General features: G+C 56.6%; 12 protein-coding genes. 6 read left to right on the top strand and 6 right to left on the bottom strand.

The genetic code is table 11. The annotated features are described in order from the left end of the window. Window positions 1-3: 3 nt before the first annotated feature. The gene (locus RQI55_RS03620) at window positions 4-1,407 is read right to left on the bottom strand and encodes an L-serine ammonia-lyase (protein WP_311272156.1); all 1,404 of its coding nucleotides are present in this window, start codon (window positions 1,405-1,407) and stop codon (window positions 4-6) included. Between the two features lie 663 nt (window positions 1,408-2,070). On the opposite strand from RQI55_RS03620, the gene RQI55_RS03615 reads away from it, so the two are divergent. After that, the gene (locus tag RQI55_RS03615; RefSeq protein ID WP_042619053.1) at window positions 2,071-2,424 is read left to right on the top strand and encodes a hypothetical protein; all 354 of its coding nucleotides are present in this window, start codon (window positions 2,071-2,073) and stop codon (window positions 2,422-2,424) included. Between the two features lie 10 nt (window positions 2,425-2,434). On the opposite strand, the gene RQI55_RS03610 is transcribed toward RQI55_RS03615, so the two are convergent. The 3 genes from RQI55_RS03610 to RQI55_RS03600 all read right to left on the bottom strand — a co-directional run bounded on the left by RQI55_RS03610 (window position 2,435) and on the right by RQI55_RS03600 (window position 4,539). Beyond that, window positions 2,435-3,187 (bottom strand): phosphodiester glycosidase family protein, encoded by a 753-nt coding sequence (locus RQI55_RS03610; protein ID WP_243255731.1) that lies wholly within the window; start codon window positions 3,185-3,187, stop codon window positions 2,435-2,437. 139 nt (window positions 3,188-3,326) lie between these two features. After that, on the bottom strand, window positions 3,327-3,488 hold the full coding sequence (locus tag RQI55_RS03605) for a hypothetical protein (protein WP_042619051.1): 162 nt from the start codon (window positions 3,486-3,488) through the stop codon (window positions 3,327-3,329). 112 nt (window positions 3,489-3,600) lie between these two features. Continuing rightward, window positions 3,601-4,539 (bottom strand): LysR family transcriptional regulator, encoded by a 939-nt coding sequence (locus RQI55_RS03600; protein WP_192063973.1) that lies wholly within the window; start codon window positions 4,537-4,539, stop codon window positions 3,601-3,603. 185 nt (window positions 4,540-4,724) lie between these two features. Between RQI55_RS03600 and RQI55_RS03595 the strand changes: the two genes are divergently transcribed. Beyond that, complete coding sequence (locus RQI55_RS03595) at window positions 4,725-4,940, top strand: hypothetical protein (protein ID WP_042619050.1); 216 nt, start codon at window positions 4,725-4,727, stop codon at window positions 4,938-4,940. Window positions 4,941-5,064: 124 nt separating this feature from the next. Continuing rightward, window positions 5,065-7,140, top strand: coding sequence for a glycogen debranching protein GlgX (gene glgX, locus RQI55_RS03590; RefSeq protein ID WP_243255730.1), 2,076 nt, complete (start codon window positions 5,065-5,067; stop codon window positions 7,138-7,140). A 49-nt stretch (window positions 7,141-7,189) separates the two neighbouring features. Here glgX and RQI55_RS03585 read toward each other — a convergent pair whose 3' ends face one another. Next, window positions 7,190-7,618: a response regulator gene (locus RQI55_RS03585; RefSeq protein ID WP_243255729.1), complete on the bottom strand. Its 429-nt coding sequence runs from the start codon at window positions 7,616-7,618 to the stop codon at window positions 7,190-7,192. A gap of 338 nt (window positions 7,619-7,956) precedes the next feature. On the opposite strand from RQI55_RS03585, the gene RQI55_RS03580 reads away from it, so the two are divergent. Then, on the top strand, window positions 7,957-8,997 hold the full coding sequence (locus RQI55_RS03580) for a GlxA family transcriptional regulator (RefSeq protein WP_042619047.1): 1,041 nt from the start codon (window positions 7,957-7,959) through the stop codon (window positions 8,995-8,997). Here the strand turns inward: RQI55_RS03580 and RQI55_RS03575 are convergent. Then, a complete protein-coding gene (locus RQI55_RS03575) occupies window positions 8,991-10,469 on the bottom strand; it encodes an NAD(P)H-hydrate dehydratase (RefSeq protein WP_311272157.1) in 1,479 nt (492 codons plus the stop codon). The two genes, RQI55_RS03580 and RQI55_RS03575, sit on opposite strands and share 7 nt — an antisense overlap. 348 nt (window positions 10,470-10,817) lie before the next feature. Between RQI55_RS03575 and RQI55_RS03570 the strand changes: the two genes are divergently transcribed. Together RQI55_RS03570 and glnA are read left to right on the top strand one after the other, a co-directional pair. After that, a complete protein-coding gene (locus tag RQI55_RS03570) occupies window positions 10,818-11,156 on the top strand; it encodes a P-II family nitrogen regulator (RefSeq protein ID WP_007753933.1) in 339 nt (112 codons plus the stop codon). A 65-nt stretch (window positions 11,157-11,221) separates the two neighbouring features. Then, window positions 11,222-12,631, top strand: coding sequence for a type I glutamate--ammonia ligase (gene glnA / locus RQI55_RS03565; protein ID WP_042619045.1), 1,410 nt, complete (start codon window positions 11,222-11,224; stop codon window positions 12,629-12,631). The last annotated feature ends 16 nt before the right edge of the window (window positions 12,632-12,647 follow it).

Here is a 12,647-nt window from a genome sequence, read left to right as displayed (position 1 = left end):
GCATCAACATTCCACGACATTCACGGCAAGGCCACCTGTCGATGTTTCCTTGTATTTCTCGCTCATGTCGTTGCCGGTCTGGCGCATGGTTTCGATACAGGCATCCAGTGGCACGAAATGCTCGCCATCACCCTTCAGGGCCAGAGATGCCGCCGTAACAGCCTTGACCGCGCCAAGGGCGTTTCGCTCGATGCAGGGAATCTGAACCAAACCAGCAATAGGATCGCAGGTCATGCCGAGGTGATGTTCCAGCGCAATTTCTGCAGCGTTTTCGACCTGCGCCGGAGACCCGCCCATGACGGCGGCAAGACCGGCAGCGGCCATGGCGGCAGCGGAACCTACCTCCCCCTGACAGCCGACCTCTGCACCCGAGATGGACGCATTGTGCTTGATGATGCCGCCAATGGCGGCTGCCGTCAGCAGGAAGTCCCTGACATCATCGACAGTCGCATCATCATGGAAGTGGCGGAAATATTTGACCGTGGCAGGCACGACGCCCGCAGCGCCATTGGTGGGTGCCGTGACGACACGCCCGCCAGACGCATTTTCTTCATTTACGGCCATGGCGTAAACGCTGAGCCAATCATTCGCCAGGAGCGGATTGAGCCGGTTGCTGCGCCACTCGGCATTGAGCTTGTCGTGAATGGAGCGTGCCCGGCGCCTGACCTTGAGGCCGCCCGGCATGATGCCCTCGCCCTTCAGGCCGCGCTCGATACAGCCATTCATCGCCTCCCAGATCTGGTCGAGGCGGCTGTCCAGCTCCTCACGGTTGATGACCGTTTCTTCATTGGCGCGCTTCATCTGCGCGATGGTGCGTCCGGAACGCTCCGCCATCTCCAGCATCTGCTTGGCCGTTGCGAAGGGATAAGGCACTTTCGGTCCGTTATCCACGGTCTTGCCGCGCTGGCGGATGGCCTCAAGCTCGGTATCCGTCACCACAAAGCCGCCGCCGACGGAATAATAGATGCGCTTGAGCAGCATCCGTCCCTGCTTATCAAAGGCAGAGAAGGTCATGCCATTGGCGTGGCCGGGCAGCGGGTTCTTCTTGTCAAAGATGAGATCTTCCGCAGGACGGAAAGCATAAGAGGGGTGACCGGCTGGTGACACACGGCCTGTGGCTTCGATCTGCGCGATCATGGCATCCATCGCATCTGGATCGACCCGATCAGGCCGCTCGCCCATCAAGCCCAGCAGAACGGCGCGGCCGGAGCCATGGCCGATGCCGGTGAACGCCAGGGAGCCGTGCAGGCTGACCTTGATGGCGGACACGACAGCACCTGATGGGCGCGGCCATTCATCCGACAGGACCGTTTCCAGAAAACGGTTGGCAGCCGACATCGGCCCCATGGTGTGTGAACTGGACGGCCCGATACCGATCTTGAAAACGTCGAAGACCGAGAGAAACATGTGCACCTGCCCTATGTATAGACTTATTGATCCAGTCTATCCGAACCGAAACAATCCGCCACCACAAAATAGGCGTGGAATGCGCTGACTGCGACATGGGCAAAGCACAAATGCAAACAGCACGGCCTTGATGAAGGCTGTGCTGTTCAACTGAAATTCTTTAAGAGAGATTATTACGGGCTGCCAAAAACATATGTCAAAGCGAGAAAAGCGGCAAAGCCTGCAAGTGCGCGTAGTGTTACGGCCCAGCAGGATTTCTGTGCGGTTTCTTCCATGGTTACTCCAGCGTGTCACTCTCGGGCTGCGCGTTTTCCGCGGCCCAGTGGCGATGCATTTATTAAATAATTGTGACGAACGCAATTGCAAAAAACGGCTAAAGCAAGGCGCATTTGACCATCTGCCATTCACTCAGCGCATAGGTACATGAAATAACAATAGCTTACCTGTTCGTATCGACACAACGCATGAGAAACACCTGTCTCAATTTGGACCAAAGTGTAAATGGCGGAAGCTTTTCCCTTACCGTGATAAAGTCAGGTGTGTATAAACTCACTCTCCACAAGACTTTCTCCACATGAGACGTCTCAGCCAGCTTGAACCTATGCTGCATCTGGATTATCGGGCAAAGTATAGTGCGAACATTTCAGAAAGCGGTGACAGATCATGCAGGCCACTCCTTCTTCATTTCCCGATCGTGAGACGGTCGCATCCAAAATTGCATCCATGAGCACGGAAGACGAAGCCTGGCTCAAATTGCTGTTGGAAAACGCGCTGCAGGACGAAAATCTGCTGGAAGGCCTGCGCCTTTTCATCGACCAGCAATCTCAGGCACGCTTTCTCAACTCGCTGAAACTGGAAAAATGCGGCGAATGGTTTGGCAACAACGCCCCGGCGCGCCTGCAGATCCGCCTTCACGAGCTCGCAAAGAGCAGCCAGCACGCCGCCTTCACTGCATTCCGCGCAGGCCTGACAAAATCCGGCGGTCTGGAAAAGTCCTACCCCAAAGCCCCCGTCTGAGACCTCCCCGTTAATCCGGCACCCGCTCCACCACGGCGATGATCGGGCCCATGGGGTACCACCGGTCACGCCGCTGTGCGGCGGGTATATCGACACTGGATATGCTGCCATCAAGGTAGAGCGCGTTGGGCGCGTTCAGCTTGTCGCGAAACAGGGTGGCAAAATCGTAGAAACGCACCGCAGTTTCCGAGATGGCAAAATGCACCATGCCATCGCTGGAAACGCCAACGCCGTTGCGGGTGTTCAGGCTGTCGCTTTCCGGCAGAAAGCGCGGATGAAGCTTCCCATCGATGACCAGCATAGGACCTGATTGCGTCGCGAATTCAGGCTTTCTGTTGGCGTTGAGGTAGGCGCTGGTTTCCAGCACGCCTGCCCTCTTCCCATCCATAAAGAACACGCCATTGGGCTGCATGTGAAAATTGCCCCACCCGCCCCCGGTGCTGATTTGAGATACTTCCACGCCGTTTTCAATGTGCAGCCCAACCGGCGAGAGATCCCGGTGATACATCCCGCCATTCATGGCGAAGGTGACGAAGCTGTGCTGACGCCAAAGTGCTGATGAGAGTGCTTCGAAGGAGCCATAGGGCTTTCCCGCAACGTGATCCCATTGATAGAGCTGGATATTGCTTTGCGCGGGATCGAAACTGCAGACGATGTAGCGCCCGCCCATATGCTCCACGGCCTTGCAGTTGGCGGGAAGATCCGCAGCATTGGCCGATGCCGAAAACAGAAACGGCAGGATATATCGCGCAAGCTTCCTCATAGGTCCTCATCAAGAAATCTTCGTTTGCATGCTTAGCAGAGGGAGGAAGACCAGAGTATGGCGCCGCAGCAACGAGGCGCTGCCGAAACAAAAAAGGCTGGCAAATGCGCCAGCCTTTTCAAAAATATGCAGTATTGGATTAACGCTTGGCTGCGCGATCAACGCTGCGGCCTGCGGCCTGCGTGCCATCAACAGTGCCGGCAACATCCTGGCCAACGCCGCGGATGGTGTTGCCGCAAGAGCTCAGCGCAATGAGGGCTACAAAGACGGCGGCAGTGGTGGCGGCGAAACGTGTGAACATATTAAAACTCCCCTGGATGTCTGCGCATGAGCGACAAAACGATTGAATTAGCGGGCAGATAACGCGACGTAGACAATCTGGTTCCAACGCGCCGATAAAAATATTTCAACAATTAGAGAGGCTGCGCGAGATCCTTGAAAGCATTGCGGATGCTATCGGCCACGGCCTGCACGGGACGCGTCGGTTTCTCGGCAACAATCAGGCGGATATCGAAACAGCCAAGCTCGGGCATCCCGTCCTTCTCACCCAGAATGACCATGTTGTTTTGCACATAGGAGCGGGGCAGAGGCGCGACCGCAAGATCAGCTTCAATCGCCGCTTTTTGCGCCATTGTATGCCCGCTGAGATAGGCGATGCGGTAGGCGCGGTTTTGCCGCTCAAGCGATGATGTGGCCTCGGACCGCCAGATGCAGCCATCTTCCCAGATTGAAATCGGGATCGGTTCGCGCAGATGCGCGGTGCCACATTTGGCCCCCGCCCAGACAAGCCGCTCGCGCATCAGGACTTCGCCGGTATCGCGAAGTGGCAGCGACGCGCAGTTGACGAGCGCGATATCCAGCCGCTGCTCATCCATGCGCCGATACAGCTGGGAACTGGAATCGATCACCACATCGACCATGATAGCCGGAAAGGCTTCGGCGAAACGCTTGAGAATGCCGGGCAACAACCCGCGCTCTCCGATATCCTCCGGCGCGCCGAGGCGCACAACGCCTGACAGTTCCGGCATGACGAAACGGGCGACAGCCTCGTTGGACAGCGCAATCATGCGCCGCGCATAGGTGAGCAATGTCTCGCCATGGGCCGTGAGCGTGACGGAGCGCGCATCGCGCAGGAACAGCGTGGTCTTGAGTTGCTCTTCCAGTTTCTTGATCTGCATGGACACGGCAGAGGGCGTTCGAAACACAGCTTCGGCGGCAGTTGAAAAATTGCCGGTTTCCGCAATGGCGACGAATGTTCGCAAAATGTCGTTGTCGAGCAGTGGCAATGGCTGGCGGAAGGAAACTGTCATGACGTACGCCTTCAATTTTTCTGATCGATAGATCGATATCATTTCGTTTGATTGAATGTCAATAAATTCGGATTGTCAAAAACAGGGGCGGAAACAACAACCGCTTCGCAACGTGGAAGCATCACGATTTACGATCAATCACATCATAATCATTCAATTGATTGATGTGGAATTGCAGCGCATATCGATGATGTCGAAACACACATGGAGCATGAAAGGATTTTGAAATGACCATGATCATAGACCACGGCCCAGGCCCATCAAGGGCAAGGCTGTTCATACGCAGCAGGCTGGCACGCCTGACTGAGCTTGTTCGGGAGCTGGACAACACATGGAGCCGCGTGCAGTCGCGCCGCGCCTTGGAAGCCCTGCCCGCAGACACACTCAAGGATATTGGATGGCCAGCCACAGACGCAAAGCAGACGCGGATTATCAGCCGATAATATCCGTTTTCAACGATGAATGAATGGCTCGCGGGAATGATCTCGGCGAGCCATTTTTTTGCGGTGCGGAACAAATACCAGACCACCACATTCTCCTCGGCCCCAAACAAGCACGAGGATATCAATGGCACAGTTCGGCTCCACCATTTTGCCTGGCGATTTTACCCGCCTTGGCGCGAATTTCGACGGCGATGGTGTCAATTTCGCAATTTTCAGCGCCCACGCTGAACGAGTAGAGCTTTGCCTCTTCGACGCCGATGGCAAAAACGAGATTGAGCGCATTACGCTTCCGGAATTCACAAACGAAATCTGGCACGGCTACATTCCCGGCCTGAAGCCCGGCGCGCTCTATGGTTACCGTGTGCACGGACCATATGACCCGGAAAACGGCCACCGCTTCAACGCCAACAAGCTTCTGGTTGACCCTTATGCGCGGGAACTCGTTGGCGATATCGAGTGGGGCTCAGAGCAGTTCGGCTACATTCTCGATGCGGAAGACAAGGACCTGTCCTTCAACGACAGCGACAGCGCATCGAAAATGCCGAAGTGCCGCGTCATCGATCCCCAGGATTATGATTGGGCAGGTGACACGAAGCCAAACGTGCCGTGGTCGAAGACGATTTTCTACGAGACACACGTCAAAGGCTTTACCCAGCTTCACCCCGGTATCTCCGAGAAGCTACGCGGCACCTATGAAGGTCTGGGCGACAAGCAGATCGTTGATTACATCAAGAGCCTCGGCATCACGTCGGTGGAACTTCTGCCGATCCATTCATTCCCAGATGATTCCCATCTGCTGGACAAGGGCCTGAAGAATTTCTGGGGCTACAATTCGCTCGGCTTCTTCTCTCCCGCCTCGCGCTATTACGGCCCCAAGGGCATGGCGGGTTTCCGCGATATGGTGCGTGCATTCCACGATGGCGGCATCGAGGTCATTCTGGACGTGGTCTATAACCACACAGCCGAAGGCAACGAGCTTGGGCCGACACTGTCGTTCAAGGGCATCGACAACTTTTCCTACTACCGCACCATGCCGGACCAGCCGCGCTATTACATCAACGATACCGGCACCGGAAACACCGTCAACACCTCGCATCCCCGCGTGTTGCAGATGGTGACCGACTCGCTGCGCTATTGGGCAGACGACATGCACATCGATGGCTTCCGCTTCGATCTCGGCACCATTCTCGGCCGCGAGCCTGAGGGATTCGACCAGCGCAGCGGATTCTTCGATGCGGTGGGCCAGGACCCTGTCCTGTCGCGTCTGAAACTGGTTGGCGAGCCCTGGGACATCGGCCCCGGCGGCTATCAGGTCGGTGGCTTCCCACCCGGCTGGGCGGAATGGAACGACAAGTACCGCGACACAGTTCGTGAATACTGGAAGGACGAGGACGGCACCGCTGGTGATTTTGCAGCCCGCGTCATGGGTTCCGGCGACGTCTATGACCTGCGTGGCCGCAGGCCGTGGTCGAGCGTCAACTTCATCACCGCGCATGACGGCTTCACGTTGAACGATGTTGTTTCGTACAATGAGAAGCACAATGATGCGAATGGCGAGGACAACAAGGACGGCCACGACCATAACAGAAGCTTCAACTACGGCGTTGAAGGCCCTACGGATGATGAGAACATCATCGCCGTGCGTGACCGCCAGAAGCGCAACTTCCTTGCCACGCTGTTCCTCTCTCACGGCACCCCCATGCTTCTGGCCGGCGACGAGTTTGGCCGCAGCCAGATGGGCAACAACAATGGCTACTGCCAGGACAGCGAGTTGAGCTGGGTGCATTGGGAAAATCTGCCCGATAGCGCCGAGGCCCTGCGCAAGTTCACAGCCCGATTGATAGAGCTTCGTCAGACGCACTCGATCCTGCGACGTGAAAACTGGCGGGATGGCATGATCGTGACCTGGCTGAACCCGGTGGGTGGCGAGCAGACGGAGGAGCAGTGGAACGACGCGGGTTCCACGACGCTTGGCCTGCGCCTGTCCCGCGACGCGGTTGAGACACAGGATGAATGGGATGATGTGCTGGTTCTCTTCAACCCGCATGATGGCTCGGTCGAGTTTAACCTGCCGGATGCTGAACATGGCTGGATGACGGAGCTGACGACAGCGGACCCGGATGCAGACACCAACAGCATCGCCAACGGGCAGAGCTACACGATCGAAGCTCGCAGCATCGTGCTATTGCGCGCCGCCTGATCCTTAGACCCAATATACGAAGACGCCGTTGGAAACAGCGGCGTCTTTTTTATGGCTGGCCGAACTGCAAGCCACTCCAGCGAACGCCGAGGTTGGCTCTGCTCTTTGCCTTCGCAGCAATGGTTGCTCGTAGCGCAAGAACAATGTCTTCGAGATTGTAGGGCTTACTGAAAAATTGCGTGTTTTCAGGCAGGTCAAGCGTATCCAGCGCATGTCCCCCAGAGGTGACAATGACGGGAATCTGGTTCTGACAGTTGTTGACCATCTGCAACAGATCAATGCCTGTAAGGCCGCCCGGCATATCGATATCGGTCACGATGGCGCAGATATCCGTGACCTTGCCAATGGTGGCGACTGCCTCCAACACGTTTGAGGCTTCAAGAACCCTGTAGCCCGCCTCTTCCAGCGCATCGGCAAGGGTCAAACGAATGATCGGTTCGTCGTCTACGACCAGAATGGTCAAGCCAGCTTCAGACATACGCAATACTCCGCTCAAAGCACCGGATGGGAGCAGCAGCACCGCTGCCCATGATCATCCTTGTCACATCACCAGAACGCGCGACGTGGAGATAGTGGTGAGAGGCTGCGCTCTAAAATTGAAAACAATATTAATAAAATGCGAAATTCCTTTTTAAGTGATCGTTAATTTGCATTGGCAGCTTTTGCCTTCTGCGACCCTCCAAGCCCCCCTGCGCGAAGCTTTTTTTAACGTCAAAACATGCGCGTCGCATCTTGCGCTGAGAGTGTCGCAAATGCGATATACACTAGACCAATTCCCAGCGAGGAATTGCGTTTCCGCAATGGAGCATTGGTTTGATGAGCAAAACGCCTCCAAAGAAGCGCACGGTCGTCTTTTTTATGGTGCCTCAATTTACCATGCTGCCGTTTACGGCTGCGGTGGAAACGTTGCGCATCGCCAATCGCATGCTGGGCTATGCGGCCTATGAGTGGCGGCTCGCATCCAGCGACGGATTAAAGGTCGCCTCCTCCAGCGGCATTGCGCTGGAAGCGAACACCTCGCTGGCCGAAGAGCGCAAATCGGTCAGCGGCGAGAACCGCCCGAACATGGTGCTGATCTGTTCCGGCATCGATATCGAGCAATATTCCAACAAGTCGGTGAATGCCTGGCTGCGCGAGGCCCATAATCGCGGCATTGCGGTGGGCAGTCTCTGTACCGGCGCGCATGTGCTTGCCCAGGCAGGGTTGCTGAATGGCAAGCGATGCGCGATCCACTGGGAAAACCTTCCAGGCTTTTCCGAAGCCTTTCCGCAGGTGGAGGTCTATGCCGATCTCTACGAGGTGGATGGCAACATCTACACCTGTGCGGGCGGCACGGCATCTCTGGACATGATGCTGAACCTCATCGGTCAGGATTTCGGTGAGAACCTTGTGAACCGGGTTTGCGAGCAGCAATTGACCGACCGGGTGCGCAACCCGCATGACCGTCAGCGCCTGCCGCTGCGCGCGCGTCTGGGCGTGCAGAACGACAAGGTCCTATCGATCATCGAACTCATGGAAAGCAACCTGTCAGAGCCGCTGTCGCTCTTGGATATCGCAGAGGATGCCGACCTTTCCCGCAGGCAGGTCGAGCGGCTGTTCCGGCAGGAAATGGGGCGATCCCCTGCCCGCTACTATCTGGAGATACGGCTGGACCGCGCGCGCCATCTGCTCGTGCAATCGGCCATGCCGGTGGTGGAAGTTGCGGTTGCGTGCGGCTTCGTCTCCGCATCACATTTTTCCAAGTGTTATCGCGAAATCTACAATCGCACGCCGCAACAGGAGCGCGCCGAGCGCAAGCTGGTGGTCAGCGCATCACGCATGGCAACCGTTGGAAGCCACAGCAAGCCGGTTCACTGAGGCTGAAACGGACGCACGGCGGAAGCCAGATCTTCCGCCGTCAGGCCCGGACCCAAACGCTGCGCGGCCTCGCCGTGCAGCCACACCGCCGCCGCCGCGGCCTCGAAGGCCGGAACCTGCTGCGCCAGCAATCCACCCGCAATTCCGGCCAGCACATCCCCTGACCCGGCTGTCGCAAGATAGGACTGCGCGTTGGTGTTGACGGCAGCACGGCCATCCGGCGCTGCGATGACCGTATCGGCACCCTTATAGACAATGACGGCATTGCTGAGCGCTGCTGCTGCCTGCGCCTTCTCGATCTTGCTCAACGACGCGTCAGCGGCAATGGCGGGAAACAACCGGCCGAACTCACCTTCATGCGGCGTCAAAATTCGCGGCGCATCTGTCGCAAAGAGCTCGAAGAGTTCTCCCGGCGCTTGTTTGAAGGCTGTGATGCCATCCGCATCCAGCACCAGCGCCTTGTGTTTCAACTCAGCAACGAAGCGGCGCGCACGCTCCAGATCACCAAAGCCGGGGCCGAGAATATAGGTGGCATGGCGCTTGTCGCTCATCCACGCCTCAAGCTCCTCGTCGGTCTCGACAGGCGACAACATGACGGCGGTCAGTGTCGCGGAGAGAACGCCAAGCGCATCGTGTGGTGCGGCGATACTGACGATGCCGGCACCGGCCCGAAAGCTTGCCATGGCCGACATACGGGCCGCGCCTGTGGCATGGGCTGGGCCGGAGAAGACGGTCAAATGCCCGCGCTTGAACTTGTGCGTATCATCATCCGGCCTCGTCAGGGCGCTGGCCCATAGTCCGGGATGGTTTTCAACGACGGACGTGGAATGCGCCTCTACGATGCGGTGGGGAATGCCTATGTCGAACACCTCGACCTCTCCGCAGAGCGACCGACCGGGCATCAGAACATGACCCGGCTTGAGTGCCACGAAGGTGATGGTGCGCGCTGCCTGAAACGCACGACCGAGTGGAACACCCCGCCGCCCGCACAGGCCGGAGGGAAGATCCACGGCAATGACTGGAATGGATGCCTGCGCAACGGCATCAATGATGGCTGTGACCTCGGCTGGCACATCCCGCGAGAGGCCAGCGCCGAAGATCGCATCGATCACCACATCGCCTGGATTGGGCTGATAAGCGTGAAGCGGCAGTGGTGACATATCCAGCGCATCAAACGCCTGCCTCGCCGCATCCTTCAGTTTGCCGACATCACCCAAGAGGTGAAGCACGACCTCGGCGCCTGAGGCCTTCAGGGCGCGTGCGGCCACAAACCCGTCGCCGCCATTGTTGCCGATGCCACAAAGAACAACGAAACGCTGCGCTTGTGGGTAGTGTTTCATGGCGCAAGCGGCAACGGCCTGCCCGGCGCGCTCCATCAGCGCATAGATGGGAATGCCGCTGTCTATCGCGCTCGTATCGATCTGCGACATGGCGGCTGGGTCGATCAAAATATGGGTGGGTGAAAACGTCATGCCCGCATATTCGCTTCAAAATTCCGCAAAAGGCAACCGGCGCAAAAATAAGCACATTACCGCGCACAAAAAACAGGCAAAAGGCTATTATTTACGCGCAGCGCATGGTGCATTTACCCATAAGTAACAGGTGCGAATTTTGACAAAATCGTGAAAAAATCTCGAAATTTCTGTGAGCTGACAGCATTTTCACCCAAGAATACAGTGAGGAAGGGCAGATTTTGACCTTGGACACGCATTTTTTTAAGATTTTTTATTCAAACCGACTTCCGATCTGGCACGATACGTGCATTCTTATCGGAGAGCGGAAAGACCGCTTTAACGGAAGAAGCGGAGAGATATTTTCTCATGAAAAAGATCGAAGCGATCATTAAGCCTTTCAAGCTCGACGAAGTGAAGGAAGCCCTTCAGGAAGTCGGACTTCAGGGAATAACGGTTACAGAAGCCAAGGGCTTTGGTCGTCAAAAAGGCCATACGGAACTTTATCGCGGGGCAGAGTATGTCGTCGACTTTTTGCCGAAGGTGAAGGTCGAAGTTGTGCTTGCGGATGAAAATGCGGATGCCGTGATTGAGGCCATTCGCAACGCCGCGCAGACCGGACGCATTGGCGATGGAAAGATTTTCGTGTCCAATGTTGAAGAGGTCATCCGTATCCGTACGGGTGAGACAGGCGTAGACGCCATATAAAAAGACTGAACCCGGGAAAGCCGGGGCTTCACCTTGTTATCCAAACACTCAAGGAAAAGTTTTCAATGACGACCCCAAACGATATTCTTAAGCAAATCAAGGACAACGACGTCAAGTTCGTTGACTTGCGCTTCACCGACCCCAAGGGGAAGTTGCACCATGTTACCATGGACATCGCCTGTGTAGACGAAGACATGTTTGCCGATGGCGTCATGTTCGACGGCTCCTCGATCGGTGGCTGGAAGGCCATCAACGAGTCAGATATGGTGTTGATGCCTGACACGGGAACGGTTCATATGGACCCGTTCTTCGCGCAGTCCACCATGGTCATCATCTGCGACATTCTCGACCCGGTCTCTGGCGAATCCTATAACCGCGACCCACGCGGCACAGCCAAGAAGGCCGAAGCCTACCTCAAGGCATCCGGTATCGGCGACACGGTTTTCGTGGGTCCTGAGCCTGAATTCTTCGTGTTCGACGACGTGAAGTACAAGGCAGACCCATACAACACAGGCTTCAAGCTTGATTCGTCCGAGCTGCCATCCAACGACGACACGGACTACGAAACAGGCAACCTGGGTCACCGTCCACGCGTCAAGGGCGGCTACTTCCCGGTTCCTCCGGTCGACAGCCTTCAGGACATGCGTTCTGAAATGCTGACCGTTCTCGGCGAAATGGGCGTGGTCGTTGAAAAGCACCACCACGAAGTGGCGTCCGCGCAGCACGAGCTGGGTGTGAAGTTCGACACGATGGTTTCCAGCGCCGACAAGATGCAGATCTACAAGTATGTTGTGCATCAGGTCGCCAATGCTTACGGCAAGACCGCAACCTTCATGCCTAAGCCAATCTTCGGCGATAACGGTTCCGGCATGCACGTTCACCAGTCTATCTGGAAGGGTGGCAAGCCAACCTTCGCTGGCGACGAATATGCGGGCCTGTCTGAAACCTGCCTGTACTACATCGGCGGTATCATCAAGCACGCCAAGGCCATCAACGCCTTCACAAACCCGACGACCAACTCTTACAAGCGTCTGGTTCCAGGTTACGAAGCACCGGTTCTGCTGGCCTATTCCGCCCGCAACCGCTCTGCATCCTGCCGCATTCCATTCGGCTCCAACCCGAAGGCAAAGCGCGTCGAAGTTCGCTTCCCTGACCCTGCCCAGAACCCATATCTCGGCTTTGCCGCGATGCTGATGGCTGGTCTCGATGGTATCAAGAACAAGATCCATCCCGGCAAGCCAATGGACAAGGATCTCTACGACCTGCCAGCCAAGGAACTGAAGAAGATTCCAACGGTTTGCGGCTCGCTGCGTGAAGCTCTCGACAGCCTCGACAAGGATCGCAAGTTCCTGACAGCCGGTGGCGTGTTCGATGACGACCAGATCGATGCCTTCATCGAACTGAAGATGCACGAAGTCATGCGTTTCGAAATGACCCCTCACCCGGTGGAATTCGACATGTACTACTCGGCTTAATCAGCCCATCGGAAAG

The organism is Rhizobium sp. WCS2018Hpa-16 (assembly GCF_031843705.1).
GTDB classification, from domain to species: domain Bacteria; phylum Pseudomonadota; class Alphaproteobacteria; order Rhizobiales; family Rhizobiaceae; genus Agrobacterium; species Agrobacterium tumefaciens_C.
Note: the sequence above shows the minus strand (reverse complement) of the source record. Positions and strands in the feature narration are given on the sequence as shown.